This window comes from Oerskovia gallyi (assembly GCF_014836745.1).
Lineage (GTDB): Bacteria > Actinomycetota > Actinomycetes > Actinomycetales > Cellulomonadaceae > Oerskovia > Oerskovia paurometabola.
Genome location: NZ_JACSQE010000001.1, coordinates 444,276 through 463,086, shown reverse-complemented (window position 1 = coordinate 463,086; position 18,811 = coordinate 444,276). Strand labels below are relative to the sequence as shown.

At 72.8% G+C, this 18,811-nt stretch carries 17 protein-coding genes; 10 read left to right on the top strand and 7 right to left on the bottom strand.

The genetic code is table 11. The features are described 5' to 3' along the window. Nucleotides 1-78: 78 nt before the first annotated feature. The 3 genes from H9640_RS02060 to H9640_RS02050 form a co-directional block, all read right to left on the bottom strand. The gene (locus tag H9640_RS02060; RefSeq protein ID WP_191789049.1) at nt 79-900 is read right to left on the bottom strand and encodes an alpha/beta fold hydrolase; all 822 of its coding nucleotides are present in this window, start codon (nt 898-900) and stop codon (nt 79-81) included. A 1-nt stretch (nt 901) separates the two neighbouring features. Further along, nucleotides 902-1,087: a hypothetical protein gene (locus H9640_RS02055; RefSeq protein WP_191789048.1), complete on the bottom strand. Its 186-nt coding sequence runs from the start codon at nt 1,085-1,087 to the stop codon at nt 902-904. A 108-nt stretch (nt 1,088-1,195) separates the two neighbouring features. Then, nucleotides 1,196-3,562 carry an arylsulfatase gene (locus H9640_RS02050; protein ID WP_191789164.1) on the bottom strand — a complete coding sequence of 789 codons (2,367 nt, stop codon included), beginning with the start codon at nt 3,560-3,562 and terminating at the stop codon, nt 1,196-1,198. A 139-nt stretch (nt 3,563-3,701) separates the two neighbouring features. On the opposite strand from H9640_RS02050, the gene H9640_RS19530 reads away from it, so the two are divergent. After that, nucleotides 3,702-5,957: a LuxR C-terminal-related transcriptional regulator gene (locus H9640_RS19530; protein WP_191789047.1), complete on the top strand. Its 2,256-nt coding sequence runs from the start codon at nt 3,702-3,704 to the stop codon at nt 5,955-5,957. 4 nt (nt 5,958-5,961) lie between these two features. On the opposite strand, the gene H9640_RS02040 is transcribed toward H9640_RS19530, so the two are convergent. Further along, nucleotides 5,962-6,282 (bottom strand): carboxymuconolactone decarboxylase family protein, encoded by a 321-nt coding sequence (locus H9640_RS02040; RefSeq protein ID WP_030153209.1) that lies wholly within the window; start codon nt 6,280-6,282, stop codon nt 5,962-5,964. Between the two features lie 258 nt (nt 6,283-6,540). Here H9640_RS02040 and H9640_RS02035 point away from each other — a divergent pair, with 258 nt between their 5' ends. Genes H9640_RS02035 through H9640_RS02015 form a run of 5 tightly spaced genes read left to right on the top strand, consistent with a single transcriptional unit; the run spans nt 6,541 to nt 9,338 of the window. Continuing rightward, nucleotides 6,541-6,987, top strand: a complete 447-nt coding sequence (locus H9640_RS02035; RefSeq protein WP_191789046.1) for a DUF6325 family protein — start codon at nt 6,541-6,543, stop codon at nt 6,985-6,987. Nucleotides 6,988-7,014: 27 nt separating this feature from the next. Then, the gene (locus H9640_RS02030; RefSeq protein ID WP_191789045.1) at nt 7,015-7,320 is read left to right on the top strand and encodes an SHOCT domain-containing protein; all 306 of its coding nucleotides are present in this window, start codon (nt 7,015-7,017) and stop codon (nt 7,318-7,320) included. A gap of 27 nt (nt 7,321-7,347) precedes the next feature. Next, the gene (locus tag H9640_RS02025; RefSeq protein ID WP_191789044.1) at nt 7,348-7,731 is read left to right on the top strand and encodes an SHOCT domain-containing protein; all 384 of its coding nucleotides are present in this window, start codon (nt 7,348-7,350) and stop codon (nt 7,729-7,731) included. Nucleotides 7,732-7,768: 37 nt separating this feature from the next. Beyond that, nucleotides 7,769-8,500, top strand: coding sequence for a hypothetical protein (locus H9640_RS02020; protein WP_191789043.1), 732 nt, complete (start codon nt 7,769-7,771; stop codon nt 8,498-8,500). Nucleotides 8,501-8,504: 4 nt separating this feature from the next. Then, the gene (locus H9640_RS02015; protein ID WP_191789042.1) at nt 8,505-9,338 is read left to right on the top strand and encodes a bestrophin-like domain; all 834 of its coding nucleotides are present in this window, start codon (nt 8,505-8,507) and stop codon (nt 9,336-9,338) included. On the opposite strand, the gene H9640_RS02010 is transcribed toward H9640_RS02015, so the two are convergent. Together H9640_RS02010 and H9640_RS02005 are read right to left on the bottom strand one after the other, a co-directional pair. Further along, nucleotides 9,323-12,442 (bottom strand): bifunctional [glutamine synthetase] adenylyltransferase/[glutamine synthetase]-adenylyl-L-tyrosine phosphorylase, encoded by a 3,120-nt coding sequence (locus H9640_RS02010; protein WP_191789041.1) that lies wholly within the window; start codon nt 12,440-12,442, stop codon nt 9,323-9,325. The two genes, H9640_RS02015 and H9640_RS02010, sit on opposite strands and share 16 nt — an antisense overlap. Nucleotides 12,443-12,482: 40 nt before the next feature. Then, nucleotides 12,483-13,820, bottom strand: a complete 1,338-nt coding sequence (locus H9640_RS02005) for a glutamine synthetase family protein (RefSeq protein ID WP_138824170.1) — start codon at nt 13,818-13,820, stop codon at nt 12,483-12,485. A gap of 140 nt (nt 13,821-13,960) precedes the next feature. Here H9640_RS02005 and H9640_RS02000 point away from each other — a divergent pair, with 140 nt between their 5' ends. Together H9640_RS02000 and panB are read left to right on the top strand one after the other, a co-directional pair. Continuing rightward, nucleotides 13,961-15,709, top strand: coding sequence for an NAD+ synthase (locus H9640_RS02000; protein ID WP_191789040.1), 1,749 nt, complete (start codon nt 13,961-13,963; stop codon nt 15,707-15,709). Between the two features lie 103 nt (nt 15,710-15,812). Beyond that, entirely contained in the window at nt 15,813-16,655 is an 843-nt protein-coding gene (panB, locus tag H9640_RS01995; protein ID WP_138824168.1) for a 3-methyl-2-oxobutanoate hydroxymethyltransferase, read from the top strand. 75 nt (nt 16,656-16,730) lie between these two features. On the opposite strand, the gene H9640_RS01990 is transcribed toward panB, so the two are convergent. Further along, nucleotides 16,731-16,952 carry an SPOR domain-containing protein gene (locus H9640_RS01990; protein WP_138824166.1) on the bottom strand — a complete coding sequence of 74 codons (222 nt, stop codon included), beginning with the start codon at nt 16,950-16,952 and terminating at the stop codon, nt 16,731-16,733. 100 nt (nt 16,953-17,052) lie between these two features. Between H9640_RS01990 and map the strand changes: the two genes are divergently transcribed. Together map and ppgK are read left to right on the top strand one after the other, a co-directional pair. Then, complete coding sequence (map, locus tag H9640_RS01985; RefSeq protein WP_191789039.1) at nt 17,053-17,934, top strand: type I methionyl aminopeptidase; 882 nt, start codon at nt 17,053-17,055, stop codon at nt 17,932-17,934. Then, entirely contained in the window at nt 17,931-18,710 is a 780-nt protein-coding gene (gene ppgK, locus H9640_RS01980; RefSeq protein ID WP_191789038.1) for a polyphosphate--glucose phosphotransferase, read from the top strand. The genes map and ppgK overlap by 4 nt, the downstream gene beginning before the upstream one ends. Nucleotides 18,711-18,811: the final 101 nt, after the last annotated feature.

Below are 18,811 nucleotides of genomic sequence, written 5' to 3'. Positions count from 1 at the left end.
GGGGCCCGGGGGGGCAGGGTGGGGGAAGTGCAAGCCTCGGCGGTCCCGCGAGCGCCCCGGCGTGCCGTGGACGCGACGTCAGGACCGGAGGAAGGTGAGGAGGTCCTCGTCGAACTCGGCCTCGTACTCGCCGAACAGCCCGTGCGGGCGCCCCTCGTGCACGACGAGCGTCGCGTCCTGGAGCAGCTCGACCGTCTTGAGCGCGGAGGCCCCGATGGGCACCATCTGGTCGTCGTCGCCGTGCACCACGAGCACCGGGACGTCGATCGAGCGCAGGTCCGCGGTGAAGTCGGTCTCGGAGAACTGCTCGACGCAGTCGTAGGCGGCCTTGAGCCCTGCCTGCATCGACAGGCGCCAGAACTGGTCCCGCACCCCCTGGGTCAGCGCCGAGCCCTCCCGGTTCCCGCCGTAGAACGCGACCGACAGGTCCTGGTAGAACTGCGACCGGTCGGCGAGGAGCGCGGCGCGGATCTGGTCCAACGCCTCGATCGGGGCGCCGTCGGGGTTGTCCGGGGTGCGGAGCATGAGCGGCGGCACGGCCCCGAGCAGCACGGCCTTCGCGACGCGGCCCGTGCCGTGCCGGCCCAGGTAGCGCGTCACCTCTCCCCCGCCCGTGGAGTGGCCGACGAGGACGACGTCGGTCAGGTCGAGGGCCTCGATAAGCGCGGCGAGGTCGTCCGCGTAGGTGTCCATGTCGTTGCCGTCCCACGTCTGGGTCGAGCGGCCGTGCCCGCGCCGGTCGTGCGCGATCCCGCGGAAGCCGTGCGAGGCGACCAGGTTGAGCTGCCCGTCCCAGGCGTCGGCGTTCAGGGGCCAGCCGTGGCTGAACACGACGGGCTGCCCGCTCCCCCAGTCCTTGTAGAAGATCCGGGTCTCGTCCGGGGTGGTGACGAAGGGCATGTCAGATCTCCTGTTCCTCGGGCCACGTGAGGGTCGCCTCGGCGCCCTCGGCCGCTCCTTCGACGGTCATGGTCCGGCTCCCGACGGCGCCGCGCACCCTCGAGCATCTGCTCGACTCGCGCAGGGGTCCCGCCGTGGTCGCGCCGGATGGAGATCTCAGCGTGCGCCCGGCGGTGCGCGTGCGCATCCGGGGATCCGCGCGCCACGCACCGCTGGCCTTCGACGGCGCCGCTCTCCTGCGAGGTGAGCGGCGCCGTCGGGCCGTGCGCGGGCGGGGAAGCCCCTCACCGACTGGTCACTGGCGTGCCATCACGATCCGCAGGCGCTCGTCGGGGTCGATGAAGTGGTCGTGGTCGTCGTCGCCCAGGTCGATCTGGACCCAGCCGATCCTGCCCGTGAAACGGCTCCCCCGGGTCGTGTAGTCGGACGTGACCGGTGTCCCCGACTCGTACCCGACGTCGGTCGTCTCGTCCGCGGAGAAGATCATGGGCTGGGTCGCCCCGACGCGGCCGGCTCCCGCGAGCTCGCCGTCGTAGTACAGCGTGACGTCCCCGCCCTTGCCGAGCCCCCCGCCGTCGTACGCGAACTCCACGCGGACCTGGTGCGTGCCCGCGGGGACCGGGCGGTCCGCGGTGATCGCGAACTCCTGGATGCCCAGGACGTTGTAGACGAACTTCGCCCGTCCCTCCTTGGCGTAGAGCGACCACCCGCCGAACCGGCCGCCCTGGGCGATGATCACACCCTCGACGCCCGAGGCCGGGGCCTCGACCTCGGCCGTGACCGAGAACGAACGGTTCTTGATGCTGACAACGCTGCTCTCGGAGAGCCTCCCCATCCCGGCGAAGAACTGCTGCGACGTGCCGTGGACGAGCGTGGGGCGGCCCGCGGACGCGGGGTCCAGCCTCTCGCCCGTGCGGTCGTCCATGGGGAGCACGCCGTACTTGGTCGCCTCGATGAGCCACAGCCGCTGGAGCCCCGCGAGCCTCTCGGGCTGCTCGGCGGCGAGGTCGTGCGCCTGGCTGTAGTCGGTGCGCCCGTCGTAGAGCTCCCAGACGTCGTCGTCGAACGCTGGCACCTCGCCGCCGACCAGGAGCCACGGGGTGCGGTGCTTGGTCACGGCGCTCCACCCCTTGAAGTAGATCCCGCGGTTCGCGAACATCTCGAAGTACTGCAGGTCGTGCCGCTCGGGGCTCTGCGCGTCGTCGAACGCGTAGAGCATGCTCGTGCCCTCCATGGGCGACTGCTGGACCCCGTTGACGCTCGTCGGCTCGGGCAGCCCCGCGGCCTCGAGGATCGTGGGGGCCACGTCGATGACGTGCGTGAACTGCGAGCGCAGCCCGTCCCCCTCCGTGATCCGCGCGGGCCAGTGGACGATCGTGCCGTTGCGCGTCCCGCCCCAGTGCGAGGCGACCTGCTTGGTCCACTGGAACGGCGTGTCCATGGCCCACGCCCAGCCGACCGCGTAGTGGTTGTACGACGACGGCGACCCGAACTCGTCGACCTTGGAGCGAAGGAACTCCGGCGTCTCGAGGGCCGCCATGCCGTTGAAGTTCGCCATCTCGTTGAACGCGCCGTTCAGGGTCCCCTCGGCCGAGGCCCCGTTGTCGCCGATGATGTAGTAGATCAGCGTGTCGTCGAGGATCCCGAGGTCGTCGAGCGCGTCGACGAGCCGGCCCACGTGGTGGTCGGTGTGCTCGAGGAACCCCGCGTAGACCTCCATCTCCCGCACGAGCACGGGCTTGAGGTCGTCGGGCATGTCGTCCCAGGCCGGGATCTGCGGGTTGCGCACCGTGAGCTCGGCCTCGGCCGGGACCACGCCGAGCTCCTGCTGGCGCGTGAACGTGCGCTCGCGCTCCACGTCCCAGCCGTCGTCGAACCGGCCCGCGTAGCGGTCCGCCCACTCCTTGGGGACGTGGTGCGGGGCGTGCGTCGCACCCGGCGCGAAGTACACGAAGAACGGCCGGTCGGGCATGAGCGCCTTCTGCTGGCGCACCCAGCCGACCGCACGGTCCGTGAGGTCCTCGGTCAGGTGGTACCCCTCCTCGGGCGTGGCCGGCGGCTCGACGGGGGTCGTCCCGTCGTACAGCGCCGGGTCCCACTGGTTGTTCTCCCCGCCGATGAACCCGTAGAACGTCTCGAACCCGCCGCCGCCCGAGGGCCAGGCGTCGAACGGCCCGAGGGGCGAGGACTGCCACACCGGCACCTCGTGGCACTTGCCGAACTGGGCCGTCGAGTACCCGTTGAGCTTGAGGGTCATCGCGAGCGGTGCCTTGGTGTTGGGTCGCACCGAGCTGTTGCCGGGGGCCGACGTCGCGGTCTCGGTGATGCTGCCCATGCCGACGGAGTGGTGGTTGCGGCCCGTCAGCAGCGCCTGCCGGGTCGGCGCGCAGAGCGCGGTCGTGTGGAACCGGTTGAAGCGCAGCCCGCCGGCCGCGAGCCGCTCCGCGGTGGGGGTACGACAGGGGCCGCCGAACGCGCTCGACGCCCCGAAGCCCACGTCGTCGAGCAGGATCACCAGGACGTTCGGTGCCCCCTCCGGGGGGAGCAGCGGCTCGATGGGCGGGAACGACGTGTCGGGATCCTTCGCGTCGTAGGTCGTGAGCCCGGGAGCAGGCCGGTCCGGGACGGGCAGCATCGTGCGGGCGTGCTGGTCGGGACGCATGAGGGACTCCGCTCGGTCGGGCGACGAGACGTGGATGCGTCCCACGCTAGGAACGGAAACGCCCCGGGGCATCCCCCAGACCAGGTGATCCCCCTGCTCCCCCGGGCGCTCCGGGGGCCCGCGCCCTATCGTGAATGACGTGAACAAGGAGCCGTGGACGGCGCCGACGACCGTGGAGCTCGACCGTCAGCTCCTCGACGCCAAGCTCACCGTGCCCCGGACAGGAGCGCCGGTCGTGAGCCGGGCCCCGCTGATCGACGCGGCGCGCGCGAGCGGACGACGGGTCGTCGGGGTCACCGCTCCCCCGGGCTACGGCAAGTCCACGTTCCTCGCCGAGTGGGCCGCGAGCGAACCGCGGACGGTCGTGTGGCTCACGCTCGACCGGTTCGACGACGCGCCCCTGACCCTGCTGTCGGTGCTGGCCGCCGCCGTCGCCCGCCACGGGATCGGGCTGCCGGACCTCGGCACGGACATGACCGGACCCGACGCCTCGCTGCTGGGGCGAGCGGCCCCTCACCTGGCGTCGGTCCTTCGCACGAGCCCTGCCGCCTTCGTCCTGGTGCTCGACGACCTGCACGAGGTGCGGTCCGCCGCCTGCCACGACGTGCTGGGCATCGTGGTCGCGGGCATCCCCGACGGGTCGCAGCTCGTCGCCGCGAGCCGCGACGAGCAACCCCACCTGGCGCGCCTGCGCGCGACGGACGAGACGGTCGAGCTCGGGGTGCACGAGCTCGCTCTCGACGCCGAGGGCACCGCTCAGGTGTTCGCCGCGTCGGACGTGCGCCTCACTCCCGACGTCGCGGCCGCCGTCCGGACACGGACCGAGGGCTGGCCCGTGGGGGTGCACCTCGCGGCCCTCGTCGCACGCGACGGCGGGGACGGGGCGGACGCGGCGGCCGTCACGGGCACCGACCGGTACGTCGCGGACTACCTCCAACGAGAAACGCTGCGACGACTGCCCGACGAGACGCGGCAGTTCCTGCGTCGCACCGCGATCCTCGACGACCTGACTGCCCCGCTGTGCGACGCCGTCCTCGGAGAGAGCTCGTCGCTGCGGCACCTGCGCGAGCTCGAGTCCGCGCACCTCTTCCTCGTGCCGCTCGACCAGCACCGCCGGTGGTTCCGCTACCACGCCCTGTTCCGCGAGCTGCTGCTCGACGACCTCCTGACAGCCGAGCCCGACCTCGCCGACGACCTCCGGGTCAGGGCGGCCGACTGGTACGAGGCGAACGGCTCCCCGGCGCGCGCCGTCGAGCAGCTCCTCGCGACGGGCGAGCGCGAGCGCGCCGCCCGGCTCGTCACCCGGATCGTCATGTCCCTCTTCCAGGGCGGGCAGATCTCCACGATCGACCGCTGGTTGGGCGTCCTGGGGGACGACGCGATCCGCAGCCACCCGCCGCTCGCGGTGCTCGCCGGGTACGTCGCGGTGTACGAGGGCCGTGCCGCGGCCGCCGAGCACTGGGGAGCCGTGGCGGACGCGGCCGCGTTCGACGGCGACCCTGGGGACGGATCTGCCTCGTTCGACTCGGCGCGGGCCATGTACCGGGCGCTGCGGTGCCCGGACGGCCCGCAACGGATGCTCGACGACGTCGGTCTCGCCCTGGCGGCCGAGCCCGAGTGGAGCTCGTGGCGCGACACCGCGCTCGTGATGAGCGCAGACGCGCTCCGCCTGAACGGCGACGACGAGTCCGCCGTCCGGCACCTCGAGCTCGGGGTCGAGGCCGCGAGCGCCCTCGGCGACGCCGACACCCTCGTCTACGCCGAGGCGCAGCTCGCCGACCTCGACATGGACCGCCGTCGGTGGGAGAGCGCCAGGATCCGGGTCCAGCGGGTCCTCTCCACCATCGAGGACCACCGGCTGGGCGACTACCCCACGAGCGCGCTCGGCTACGCGGTGGCCGCTCGCCTGGCCCACCACGACCACGACCCTGCCCTGACGAACGACCTCCTGACCCGCGGGATGCGCACCAGGACGTTCTGCACGTACGCGTTCCCGACGCTCGCCGTGCGCGTGCGCCTGAGGCTCGCCCGGACGAGCTGGGCGACCGCGGACGTCGCTGCGGTCCGGCACCTCCTGCGCGAGATCGACGACGTGCTGCTCCGTCGGCCGTCGCTCGGTGTGCTGACCGACGAGGTCGCCGACCTGCGCAAGTCCTTCGACGCCGCCGAGCACGCGAGCACGGCCGTAGGCCCCGGACCTCCGCTCACACCCGCGGAGCTGCGGCTCCTGCCCTACCTCCAGACCCACCTCACGATCCGGGAGATCGGCGAGCGGCTCTTCGTGTCGCGGAACACCGCCAGCTCGGAGATCGGGTCGATCTACCGCAAGCTCGGGGTCTCGAGCCGGAGCGAGGCCGTGGAGCGTGCGGTCGACCAGGGGCTGCTGGGCGCGTGAGCCCTCACCCCGGCTCGCGCGCGTCGAACGGGTCGTAGCCGAGCGCGAGCGCGAGCTTGGGGGCCGCGGCCACGACGGCCGGCAGCCCGACGATCGGGATCGTCGCGGCGAGGACGTCGACGATCTCCGCCGTGGTCGCACCTGCCGTGACCGCTTCGTCGACCTCGCTGCCGTACGTCGGCTCGGCGCCGCCGACCGCGACGAGCGCGGCGAGCCGGATCAGCGCGAGCGTCTTGGGCTCGAGGACGGTCGACTCGAGCTCCAGGTCCTCCTCGAGGCGCGCGTCGTTGATCGCGAAGCGCCGAAGTCGGTCGGTGTAGTCCACGGTCTGGCCATCCTCTCGCCCGGTCTCGTCCTCCCATTGCCGCACGCCGTCAGCGTGCTGGCATCACCCCGATCACATGATCCGGCCGCGCGTCCACCGCGTGCCGGTGCGGGCAAGTTCATGCGGTCTGCATGACGACGGCGACCGCCGAGCGCCGGATGCTGGGCAGGAGCGACACGAGACGTGCGACCTCGCCCCGCACGGGGCGCCCCTGACGTGAGGGGCGAACGAGGTCCCGGAGGAGAGGACCGACGACCCATGACCCAGGACCCGAGCGACCTGCAGGACACCGGACCGATCGACTACCTCGTCGTCGAGTTCGAGTCCGACGCCATGACCGGGGAGGCCTTCCCCCTGCTCGTCGACCTGGTCGAGCAAGGGATCATCCGTGTCCTCGACCTGCTCGTGCTGCGCAAGGAGGACGACGGGAGCGTGGTGGGGGTCGAGCTCGACGAGCTCGAGGACGGCTCGACCGGCCTCGAGATCTTCGCGGGTGCCTCGTCCGGGCTCCTGGGGCACGAGGACCTGACCGAGGCCGCCGAGGCGGTCGAGCCCGGGAAGACTGCGGCCGTACTCGTGTACGAGAACGTGTGGGCCGCACCCTTCGCGTCCGCCCTGCGCCGCGGTGGCGCCCAGCTCGTCGCGAGCGGGCGCATCCCGGTGCAGGCCGTGCTCGCGGCGCTCGACGCCGCCGAGAACGCCTGACCCACGTCCCGACAGAGGAGGAACACCATGCCCGGACTCATCCGAGGCGTCGCGCGCACCGCCGTCGTCGCCGGTACCGCGACCGCCGTCTCCAACCGCGTCTCCCGCCGTCAGGCCGGCCGCTGGTCCGCCCAGGAGGAACCGCCTCCGCAGCAGGCACCGCAGCAGACCTACGCCGCGCCGCCGCCTGCCCCGGCCCCCGCGCCCGCGCCCGCCTCCGCCGGCATGGACGCCAAGATCGCCCAGCTCACGCAGCTCGCCGCGCTGCGTGACCAGGGAGTGCTGAGCCCTGCCGAGTTCGAGACGCAGAAGGCCCAGATCCTCGCCGGTTGACCGGCACCCACCTGAGGAGGAGTTCGCATGGACAGCTTCATGGACTGGTTCTGGCTGATGGTCTGGTGGTTCTTCTTCTTCATGTACCTGATGATCCTGTTCCGGATCCTCGCCGACCTCTTCCGCGACCACACGCTGAACGGCTGGTGGAAGGCGCTGTGGGTCGTCGCCCTCATCGTCGTCCCGTTCATCTCCGCGCTGGTCTACATCATCGCCCGTGGGCGCGGGATGGCCGAGCGCCAGATGCAGGACATGTCGCAGGCCAAGGTGCAGACCGACGCCTACATCCGAGGCGTGGCGGGGGCCGACTCCTCGCCGGTCACCCAGATCGCCGACGCCAAGGCCCTGCTCGACTCGGGCGTGATCGACGAGAACGAGTTCGCCACCCTCAAGGCGAAGGCCCTGGCCTGAGGCTCGGGGCGTCCCAGGACCGGGCCGCAGGGCCGACGTGACCGGCACCGCCGACACGCGCGGCCCCCTCGACGCCGCCGACCGCGGGAGCAGCGACTCCCCCGGCCCGGCGGCGTCGGTGCACCGGCACCTCGAGCTCGTCGCCGCGGTGCTGCTCGCGATCGCGACGGTCATGACGGCGTGGTCGGCCTTCCAGAGCGCGCGCTGGGGCGGCGAGATGGCGACGTCGTACAGCGCGGCCGGCGCGGCGCGCACCGAGAGCAACCGTGCCTCGACGCGCGCCGGTCAGGAGACGATCATCGACGTCCAGCTCTTCACCGACTGGCTCAGCGCGCTCGACGCCGAGCAGGGCAGGGTCGGACCGGCCCCTGGCTACGAGCCGGACCCGGCGACCTACTCGGGGTTCCTCTACGCGCGCTTCCGCGAGGAGTTCCAACCCGCGGTCGAGGCGTGGGTCGCGCAGGACCCCTCGACCAACCCGGCCGCGCCGCCCAGCCCGTTCGCGATGGACGAGTACGTCCTGGCCTCGTCCCAGGAGTCGCAGCGGCTCGAGAAGAAGGCCGACGTACTGGCCGCGCGGGCCCACCAGGCGAACGGCGTCAAGGACAACTACGTCCTGGCCACCGTCATGTGCGCCTCGGTGCTCTTCTTCGGCGGGATCGGCGCCAAGCTCGCGTCCCCCCGTCTGCGGCTCGCCATGGTCGGGCTCGGCGCGGTGGTGCTGCTGGCCACGCTCGGGGTCCTCCTCGCCTACCCGATCAAGGTGTGAGGCCATGAACCTCCTGATCGCCGCCCTCGTCACGGTCGGCGCGACCGCGATCACCGTCACCGCGATGCTCCTCGTGCGGTCCCGGGCACCCGAGGGCAGCCGGTTCCGCGACGGCGACCGGGCGTCGGGGGTCTTCGGGGTGCTCGCGACGGGCTTCTCGGTGCTGCTCGGCTTCATCATCTTCCTGGCCTTCGAGTCCTACGACGACGCCCGCAGCGGCGCCGAGGAGGAGGCGCAGGTCGTCGCGCAGCAGCTCCAGACCGCGCAGTTCCTCCCGCCCGACGCCGCGGGCGAGCTCTCGGGGCAGCTCGTCTGCTACGCCCGGTCGGTCGCGACGACCGAGTGGGAGGCCATGGCCGACGGGCGGCTGGGCGAGGCCGTCAACCCGTGGGGCGTCGAGATGTTCCGCACGATCCGCGGCGTCGAGCCGGCGACCGACACCGAGCAGTCCGCGTACGACCGGTGGATGGACCAGACCTCCGACCGGGAGCAGGCGCGCCAGGCGCGCGTCCACGGTGCCGAGGGTCTGATCCCGCTGCCCCTGTGGCTCGTCCTGTTCGTCATCTCGGCGACGATCTTCGTGTTCATGCTGTTCTTCGCCGACTCGGGCGAAGGTGCCGTCACGCAGTCGGTCCTCATGGGCAGCGTGACGCTCGTGATCGCCCTGATGCTGAGCCTGCTCGTGTTCTTCGACCATCCGCACGGTCACCAGGTGGGCAAGCTGCAACCGGTGGCGATGCAGCGCACGCTCGTGCTGATCGACCAGCAGGTGAGCGCGGCGGGCCTCACGGTCGACGCACCGTGCGACGAGCAGGGCCGGGCTCAGTCCTCGCCGTAGAACACGCGCTCCATGACGGCCCGGGCCCGTCGCGCGGTCCGCAGGTAGCGCTCCTCGAGCTCGGCCCCGGACTCCTCGTCGCCGATGACCCGCGCGAGCCCGGACAGCGCCCGGATCTCGTGCGGCAGGACGTCAGCCGTGGGGCCGCCCGAGCGACCGGACCAGAGCACGAGCGCGCTGCGCAACCGCGACGCGAGGTGCCACGACTCCCCCAGGGTCGCGGCGTCGTCGGGCGTGACGATGCCCGCGAGCGCCGCGGCCTCGAGCGCGTCGATGGTCGACGTCGTGCGCAGGCCCGCGACCTCGTGGGCGTGCTGGAGCTGCAGGAGCTGGACCGTCCACTCGACGTCCGAGACGCCGCCCCGGCCGAGCTTGAGGTGGCGCGACGGGTCGACGCCGCGTGGCAGCCGCTCCGACTCGACGCGTGCCTTGATGCGCCGCACCTCGCGCACGGTCGCGGCATCGAGCCCGCCCGCCGGGTAGCGCAGCGGGTCGACGAGCGTCATGAACCGCTCGCCGAGCCCCGCGTCGCCCGCGGCCGGTCGGGCGCGCAGCAGCGCCTGGGACTCCCAGGGGGCCGACCAGCGGTCGTAGTACTCGGCGTAGGAGTCGAACGAGCGCACGAGCGGGCCGTTGCGTCCCTCGGGGCGCAGGTCGGCGTCGACGGGCAGCCCGGGCTCGGGGCCCATGTCGCCGAGCAGCGAGCGCAACCTGGTCGCGACCACGAGCGCGAACGCCTGGGCGTCGCGGTCGCTCGCGCCCGCGACGGGCTCGTGGACGAACATGACGTCGGCGTCCGAGCCGTAGCCCATCTCGCGCCCGCCCAGGCGGCCCATGGCGATGATCGCGAACCGGGCCGGGTCGTCGTCCGGGCCCGCGACGCCGAGCTCGCCCCGGGCGACGAACTGCGCGACCCGCAGCCCGCCGACGAGCGCGAGGTCGGCGGCGTCGGAGATCGCGCGCGCGGCGTCGACCGGGTCCACGACGCCGAGGATCTCCGCGGCCCCGGTGCGTGCGAGCTCGCGGCGGCGCACGGCCCGCAGCGCCGTGGCGGCCGGGGCGGCGACGTCGGCGCGCGTGAGGATCGCGTCGGCCTCCTTCGCGAGGCGCTCGGCCCCGCGCGGGACCAGGTCGGCGTCGTCGGCGAGCCAGGCCACCGACTCGGGGGAACGGGACAGCGCGTCGGCCATGTACCGCGAGCTCGAGAGGAGCGTCGCGAGCCGGTACGCGGCCGAGCCCGAGTCCCGTAGCAGCTTGAGGTACCAGTGCGTCGAGCCGAGCTCCTCGGACAGCTTGCGGAAGTTGAGCAGCCCCGCGTCGGGGTCCGCGCCCTCGGCGAACCAGCCGAGCATGACCGGCAGGAGCTGGCGCTGGATCGCGGCACGCCGGCTCACTCCCTCGGTCAGGGCGAGCACGTGCCGCATCGCACCCGCCGGGTCCCGGTACCCGATCGCCTGGAAGCGCGCCTTGGCCGCCTCCGGCGCGAGGCTCGCCTCCTCGGCCGAGAGCTGGGCCGTGGCCGGGAGCAGGGGCCGGTAGAAGAGCTCCTCATGCAGTGCGCGCACCTCGCGGCGCGTCGAACGCCACCGCTCGAGCAGGCCCTCGGCGCCCTCGGCGCGCATGCCCAACGACCGTGCCAGACGGCGCAGGTCGTCCTCGCCCGTGGGCACCAGGTGCGTGCGGCGCAGCCGGAAGAGCTGGATGCGGTGCTCGAGCGAGCGCAGGAAGCGGTAGCAGACCGCGAGGCGCGCCGCGTGCTCGCGCCCGACGTAGCCGCCCGCGGCCAGGGCCGCGAGCGCCGTGAGGGTGCTGGGGCTGCGGATCGAGTCGTCGGCCCGCCCGTGCACGAGCTGCAGGAGCTGGACCGTGAACTCGACGTCGCGCAGGCCGCCCTTGCCGAGCTTGAGCTGGCGGTCCGCCTCCGCCGCGGGCACGTGGTCCTCGACGCGCCGGCGCATGGCCTGGGAGTCCTCGACGAAGTTCTCGCGCGTCACGGCCGACCACACGAACGGGTTGATCGCGTCGTGGTACGCCGCCCCGAGGTCGCGGTCGCCCGCGACCAGGCGCGCCTTGAGCAACGCCTGGAACTCCCACGTCTTGGCCCAGCGCTCGTAGTACGCGAGGTGGCTCGCGAGCGTGCGCACGAGCGGGCCGTTCTTGCCCTCGGGGCGCAGCGCCGCGTCGACGGGCCACAGCGGGGGCTCCGACGACGTCCCCTGGCAGGCCCGCGCGAGACCCGTCGCGAGCCGCGCGCCGACGCTCGTCGCGTAGGCCTCGTCGTACCCGTCGGCCGGTTCGGCGACGTAGACCACGTCGACGTCCGAGACGTAGTTGAGCTCGCGGCCGCCGCACTTGCCCATGCCCATGACCGCGAGCCGCACGCCCGCCCCGTGGTCGTCGAGCTCGGAGCGCGCGATCGCGAGCGAGGCCTCGAGCGCCGCGGCCGCGAGGTCCGCGAGCGCCGCCGCCACGGCCGGCAGCCGTGTGAGCGGCTCGTGCGACGTGAGGTCGGTCGCGGCGATGCGCAGGAGGCGGGACCGGTAGGCGCGGCGCATGGCGTCGGTCGCGACGGGGGCCGGCAGCGCCGCGACGGGCTCGTCGGCCTCGGCGTCCGCCTCGACCGCGCGCAGCAGCTCGGCCCGGACGGCGCCCGCGTCGACGCCCGTCCCGGGTGCCGGGTCGGCGACGACCGCCAGCAGGTCCGGGTGGGACACGAGCTCGTCGCCGAGCGCGACCGACGCGCCGAGCACCGCGAGCAGGCGGTCGCGCCCGGAGGGGGTCGCGACCTCCGTCGCCGGAGGCTCCCCGGTGAGCAGGTCACGGAACGCCTGGCACGACGCCTCGTCCCCGGCCGCCGCGGACGACAGCCGCGCGAGCTGGAGCAGCGCGAGGTCGGGGTCCGCGGTGGCGCCCAGCGCGACCAGCACGTCCTCGGGCAGCGGCCCGAGGACGCCCAGGAGGTCCTTGTCGTCGAGCAGCGACGCCGAGCGGGTCACGTCGGCGAACCCGAGCCGGCGCAGGCGCGAGCTCAGGGTGGGGCGGCGCGACCCGTTGGGTGCGCCGATGCGCCCGAGGGGCGTGACGTCGTCGGGCCCCGAGGTCATGACGACCACCGGGACCCGACCGACCGACGGGAGGACTCGCTCACAGGACCTGGAGGAACCGCTTCAGCTCGAACGGCGTGACCTGCGACCGGTACGCGTCCCACTCCTGGCGCTTGTTGCGCAGCACGAAGTCGAACACGTGCTCGCCCAGGGTCTCGGCGACGAGCTCGGACGTCTCCATGATCTGGATCGCGGCGTCGAGCGACTGCGGCAGCGGCTTGATGCCGAGCGCGCGGCGCTCGGCGTCGGTCAGCTCCCACACGTCGTCCTCGGTCGCCTCGGGGAGCTCGTAGCCCTCCTCGATGCCCTTGAGGCCCGCCGCGAGGATCACCGCGTACGCGAGGTACGGGTTGGTCGCGGAGTCGAGCGCGCGGTACTCGATGCGGCTCGAGTTGCCCTTGCCCGGCTTGTACATGGGCACGCGCACGAGCGCCGAGCGGTTGTTGTGGCCCCAGCACACGTAGCTCGGGGCCTCGGCCCCGCCCCACAGGCGCTTGTACGAGTTGACGTACTGGTTCGTGATCGCGGTGATCTCCGCCGCGTGGACCAGCAGGCCCGCGATGAACGAGCGCGCCGTCTTCGACAGCTCGAACTGCGCGCCGGGCTCGTGGAACGCGTTGCGGTCGCCCTCGAACAGCGACAGGTGCGTGTGCATCCCGGAGCCGGGCTGGTCCGCCATGGGCTTGGGCATGAACGACGCGAAGACCCCCTGCTCCAGGGCGACCTCCTTGACGACCGTGCGGAACGTCATGAGGTTGTCGGCCGTCGTCAGGGCGTCGGCGTAGCGCAGGTCGATCTCGTTCTGGCCGGGGCCCGCCTCGTGGTGGGAGAACTCGACCGAGATGCCCATCGACTCGAGCATCGTGATCGCGGCGCGACGGAAGTCGTGCGTCGATCCCCGGGCCAGGTGGTCGAAGTACCCGCCCTGGTCGACCGGCACGAGCGGCGCCGAGGCGTCGGCCGGGTGGTTGAAGAGGTAGAACTCGACCTCGGGGTGCGTGTAGAACGTGAAGCCCTTGTCGCTCGCCTTGGCGAGCGCGCGCTTGAGCACGTTGCGCGAGTCGGCGAGCGAGGGCTCGCCGTCCGGGGTGAGGATGTCGCAGAACATCCTCGCGGTCCCGTGCCGCTCCCCGCGCCACGGGAGCACCTGGAACGTGGTGGGGTCGGGGCGCGCGATCATGTCGGCCTCGTACACACGAGTGAGGCCCTCGATCGAGCTGCCGTCGAAGCCGATGCCCTCCGCGAACGCGGACTCGAGCTCCGCGGGAGCCACGGCGACCGACTTGAGCATCCCCAGCACGTCGGTGAACCAGAGACGGATGAAGCGGATGTCGCGCTCCTCGACCGTGCGGAGCACGAACTCCTGCTGCCTGTCCATGGGCTACATCCTGCCTGAAGAGTGTGACGAGCGGGTTACGTCGCGCCCTGACGCGGCCGACGTGTCCCCAGCGTGCCACGACCGGCGCAGGTCGGGGGCGGGTGGGCACCTGACCGGCGGGTTCGCATAGGCTGGCGGGCATGGCAGACCTGCGGATCGCCCTCGCACAGATCGACACGTGCGTGGGAGCGATCGACCAGAACACGGCGGCGATCCTCGAGTGGACCAGGCGGGCGGCCGGCGAGGGCGCCGACGTCGTGGCCTTCCCCGAGATGACCCTCACGGGCTACCCCATCGAGGACCTCGCGCTGCGCGCCTCGTTCCGTCGCGCGGCCTGGGACGCGGCGGCCGACGTCGCCGCCCAGCTCGAGCGCGAGGGCCTGGGTCACGTGACGGTCGTCCTGGGCACCGTGGGCACCTCCGAGACCGCGCTCCCGCGCGGCGCGGGCGCCACCGAGCGTGAGGCGTCGGGCTCTCCCGCCGACCTCCCGACCAACCGAGCGGTCGCGATCCAGCACGGGAAGGTCGTCGCGTCCTACGACAAGCACCACCTGCCGAACTACGGCGTGTTCGACGAGTTCCGCATCTTCGCCCCCGGCACCGAGCCGCTCGTCCTGGAGATCGCCGGTCGCTCGGTGGGCATCGTGATCTGCGAGGACATCTGGCAGGACGGCGGCCCCGTCGCGACGCTCGGCGCGCTCGACGAGGCCGGGCACGGGATCGACCTGCTCCTCGTGCTCAACGGCTCGCCCTACGAGGAGGGCAAGGGGCACGTCCGCACCGACCTCGCCGCGCGTCGGGCGCGCGAGGTGGACGCCCCGGTCGCATACGTCAACATGGTCGGCGGCCAGGACGACCTGGTGTTCGACGGCGGGTCGTTCGTCGTCGGGCCCGACGGCGCGCTGCTCACCTCGGCGCCGCAGTTCGTCGAGGACCTGCTGGTCTGGGACCTGCCCGAGCGAACCTCGTCCGCCGGCGACGCCGGCGACGCCGCGGCGATCACCTACCCGACGGGCCGCGTCGCGGCCCCGTTGCCCCCCGACGAGGAGGTGTACCGGGCCTGCGTCACGGGCCTGGCCGGGTACGTGCGCAAGAACGGCTTCCGGTCGATCGTCCTGGGCCTGTCGGGCGGGATCGACTCGGCGCTGTCCGCGACGATCGCGGCCGACGCGATCGGCGGGCAGAACGTCGTCGGCGTCTCGATGCCCTCGACGTACTCGTCGGAGCACAGCAAGGACGACGCCGCCGACCTCGCCAAGAGGCTCGGCGCCGACTACCGCGTGCAGCCCATCGCGCCCATGGTCGACGCCTTCCAGGGTCAGCTCGCGCTCGAGGGCGTCGCCGAGGAGAACCTCCAGGCGCGCGTGCGCGGCGTGGTCCTCATGGCGATCTCCAACCGCGAGGGCCACCTCGTCATCGCCCCCGGCAACAAGTCCGAGCTCGCCGTCGGGTACGCGACCATCTACGACGCGGGCAGCATCGGCGGGTACGCCCCGCTCAAGGACGTCGACAAGTCGCGCGTGTGGGCCCTCGCGCGCTGGCGCAACGACGCCGCGCTCGACGCGGGCGAGATCCCCCCGATCCCCGAGTCCTCGATCACCAAGCCGCCCTCGGCCGAGCTGCGCCCCGGCCAGACCGACCAGGACTCCCTGCCGCCCTACGACCTGCTCGACGAGGTCCTCGACGCGTACATCGAGCACGCCGAGGGGCGCGCCGAGCTGCTCGCGCGCGGGTTCGACCCCGAGGTCGTCGACAAGGTCGTGACGCTCGTCGACCGCGCCGAGTGGAAGCGCCGCCAGTACCCGCTCGGCCCCAAGGTCACGTCGCTGGCCTTCGGCCGCGACCGTCGCCTGCCCGTCACGTCCCGCTGGCGCGAGCCGGTCGAGTAGCCCGACCGGCAGGCCCGCGCGCCCGTCGCACGCCACCCATCCGCTTCCCGAACGACCGGCCCGCCGACCACCGACGGGCCGCACGACCTGGAGAGACGAGAGCATGTCCGCACACACCCAGCCCGGCCAGACCCCGGCCACGCCCGTCAAGCGCTTCCGCGTCCACCACCTCGCGGAGGCCAAGGCGCGGCACGAGAAGCTCACGATGCTCACCGCGTACGACGCGGTGACCGCCCGCATCTTCGACGAGGCGGGCATCGACATGCTCCTCGTCGGGGACTCGATCGGGAACACCATGCACGGTCACCAGACCACGCTGCCCGTGACGGTCGACGACATGATCCCGGCCGCGCGCGGCGTCGCCCGGGCAGCCCGTCGCGCGCTCGTGATCGTCGACCTGCCGTTCGGCTCGTACGAGGCCGGGCCCGAGCAGGCCCTCGCGACGGGCGTGCGCATCATGAAGGAGACGGGCGCGCACGCGGTCAAGCTCGAGGGCGGGCGCCGCTCGGCCGCGCAGATCCGTGCGCTGACCGACGCGGGCATCCCCGTCGTCGCGCACCTGGGGTTCACGCCCCAGTCGGAGAACATCCTGGGTGGGCCGCGCGTGCAGGGCCGCGGGGACGAGGCCGCGGAGATCCTGTGCGAGGACGCCCTCGCGGTCACGGACGCCGGGGCAGTGGCCCTCGTCCTGGAGATGGTCCCGGTCGAGGTCGCCGCGCGCGTCACCGAGATCGTGCGCATCCCGACCATCGGCATCGGCGCCGGCCCTGACTGCGACGGCCAGGTCCTCGTCTGGACCGATCTCGCGGGCATGACCGAGTGGTCGCCGCGCTTCGCCAAGCGCTTCGCGGAGATCGGCGAGGCCCTGGGCAGGGCCGCGCAGGACTACGCGGCCGAGGTCAAGGGCGGGACGTTCCCGGACGCGGCGCACAGCTTCGAGAAGTAGCGCTCCCCCGCCCGACGGCGGCGCGCGCCCGGGGGCACCGGTGCACCCGGGCGAGCGGCGCCGTCGGGCAGGACGTCACCGGTCCTGCTCGCGCTCGCGCTCCTCCTCGTCCCACGCCTCGGAGCGGGCACGCGCGAGCTCGAGCGCCTTGGCCGCGGCCTCCCGCGTCGGGTACGGCCCCATGCGCGACGACCACGTCGACTGCGGGCCCTTCGACACCTCGCCCGTGCGCGTGTCGAAGTAGTACTGGTCTTCGGTGGCCGGGTCACCGTCGTCGGAGAATCGTTCCTTCGTCATGGGACGATCCTGCCGCACCGACGCGTCCTCGCGCGCGACGGGCGGACGCGCGCGGCGAGGATGGACGACCCGGCGGTGCTCACCTCCGTAGACTGGCACGATGCCCGGTTCACCCGCCCTGACCGCCCCGCGCGGACCTCTGGTCCCCGGGACGGTCTCACCGCCACGCGCCGTGCCGCGCTCGATCACGCGGCCCGAGTACGTCGGGAAGCCCGGCCCGCAGCCGTTCACGGGCGACGACGTCGTGGACCCCGAGACGCTCGACCGCATCCGCGTCGCGAGCCGCATCGCGGCCCAGGCCCTCGCCGAGGTCGGGATGCACGTCGCCCCGGGGGTGACCACCGACGAGCTCGACCGCATCGGGCACGAGTTCCTCCTCGACCACGGCGCCTACCCCTCGACGCTGGGCTACCGCGGGTTCCCCAAGTCCCTGTGCACGTCCCTCAACGAGGTCGTGTGCCACGGGATCCCCGACTCGACCGAGATGGTCGAGGGGGACATCGTCAACGTCGACATCACCGCGTACATCGGCGGCGTCCACGGCGACAACAACGCGACCTTCGCGGTCGGCGAGATCAGCGAGGAGGCCGCGCTGCTCGTCCAGCGCACGCGCGAGTCCCTCGACCGGGCCATCAAGGCCGTGCGCCCCGGGCGCGAGGTCAACGTCCTGGGCCGCGTCATCGAGAAGTACGCGCACCGCCACGGGTACGGCGTGGTGCGCGAGTACACCGGTCACGGCGTCGGGGAGGCCTTCCACTCGGGCCTCGTGATCCCGCACTACGACGCGGCCCCCGACCACGACACCATCATCGAACCAGGGATGGTCTTCACCATCGAACCCATGCTGACGCTGGGCGGCCCCGAGTGGCAGATGTGGGACGACGGGTGGACCGTAGTCACCGCGGACCGGTCACTGACCGCCCAGTTCGAGCACACCCTGGTCGTCACCGAAGACGGAGCGGAGATCCTGACCCTGCCATGAGCAAGCACTCACACCACCACCACGGCCTCGCGTTCGGGATCGACGTCGGCGGCAGCGGCATCAAGGGCGCGCCGGTCGACCTCTCGACGGGCGAGTTCGCCCAGGAGCGCCACCGCATCCCGACGCCGCAGCCCTCGACCCCCGAGGCCGTCGCCAAGGTCATCGCCGAGCTCGTCGACGAGTACGACCTGCCGCACGACGTCCCGATCGGCGTCGCGTTCCCCGGGCCCATCCGCCACGGCGTCATCGGGTTCATCGCGAACCTCGACAAGTCGTGGAAGGGCGTCGACCTGCCCGCGCTGATCAAGAAGGAGACCGGTCGGCACGTCGTCGCCGTCAACGACGCCGACGCCGCGGGGATCGGCGAGGTCCGCTACGGCGCCGCGAAGGACGCGCGCGGCACCGTGCTGCTCGCGACGCTCGGGACGGGCATCGGCAGCGCGCTCGTCGTCGACGGGGTCCTCGTGCCCAACACCGAGCTGGGCCACCTCGAGATCGACGGGTTCGACGCCGAGTCCCGGGCCGCGGAGTCGGCGCGCAGCCGCGAGGACCTCTCGTGGGAGGAGTGGGCCGCGCGGCTCCAGCGCTACTTCGACGTCGTCGAGATGCTCTTCTCTCCCGACCTCATCGTGGTCGGTGGCGGCATCTCCAAGCACCACGAGAACTTCCTGCCGCTGCTCGACCTCAAGGCGCCGATCGTCCCCGCGAAGCTGCGCAACGCGGCCGGGATCGTCGGGGCCGCGGCGCTGGCCGCCGAAGGGGCAGGACTCGCGTAAGAGCCCGTGCCGGTCGCCCGACGTGCGGTCGGCCTGGCTCGCGCCTGTGGGCCTGGCTCGGTTCGGCCTGACCCGCCCGGTGGGTCAGGCCGACCGGTCGT

Excerpts from the sequence above, each read along its gene's own strand:
- H9640_RS02060 (WP_191789049.1), bottom strand. The coding sequence starts at position 900 with ATGCCCTTCGTCACCACCCCGGACGAGACCCGGATCTTCTACAAGGAC.
- H9640_RS02055 (WP_191789048.1), bottom strand. The coding sequence starts at position 1,087 with ATGCGCACGCGCACCGCCGGGCGCACGCTGAGATCTCCATCCGGCGCG.
- H9640_RS02050 (WP_191789164.1), bottom strand. The coding sequence starts at position 3,562 with ATGCGTCCCGACCAGCACGCCCGCACGATGCTGCCCGTCCCGGACCGG.
- H9640_RS02035 (WP_191789046.1), top strand. The coding sequence starts at position 6,541 with ATGACCCAGGACCCGAGCGACCTGCAGGACACCGGACCGATCGACTAC.
- H9640_RS02030 (WP_191789045.1), top strand. The coding sequence starts at position 7,015 with ATGCCCGGACTCATCCGAGGCGTCGCGCGCACCGCCGTCGTCGCCGGT.
- H9640_RS02025 (WP_191789044.1), top strand. The coding sequence starts at position 7,348 with ATGGACAGCTTCATGGACTGGTTCTGGCTGATGGTCTGGTGGTTCTTC.
- H9640_RS02015 (WP_191789042.1), top strand. The coding sequence starts at position 8,505 with ATGAACCTCCTGATCGCCGCCCTCGTCACGGTCGGCGCGACCGCGATC.
- H9640_RS02010 (WP_191789041.1), bottom strand. The coding sequence starts at position 12,442 with ATGACCTCGGGGCCCGACGACGTCACGCCCCTCGGGCGCATCGGCGCA.
- H9640_RS02005 (WP_138824170.1), bottom strand. The coding sequence starts at position 13,820 with ATGGACAGGCAGCAGGAGTTCGTGCTCCGCACGGTCGAGGAGCGCGAC.
- H9640_RS02000 (WP_191789040.1), top strand. The coding sequence starts at position 13,961 with ATGGCAGACCTGCGGATCGCCCTCGCACAGATCGACACGTGCGTGGGA.
- panB (WP_138824168.1), top strand. The coding sequence starts at position 15,813 with ATGTCCGCACACACCCAGCCCGGCCAGACCCCGGCCACGCCCGTCAAG.
- H9640_RS01990 (WP_138824166.1), bottom strand. The coding sequence starts at position 16,952 with ATGACGAAGGAACGATTCTCCGACGACGGTGACCCGGCCACCGAAGAC.
- map (WP_191789039.1), top strand. The coding sequence starts at position 17,053 with ATGCCCGGTTCACCCGCCCTGACCGCCCCGCGCGGACCTCTGGTCCCC.
- ppgK (WP_191789038.1), top strand. The coding sequence starts at position 17,931 with ATGAGCAAGCACTCACACCACCACCACGGCCTCGCGTTCGGGATCGAC.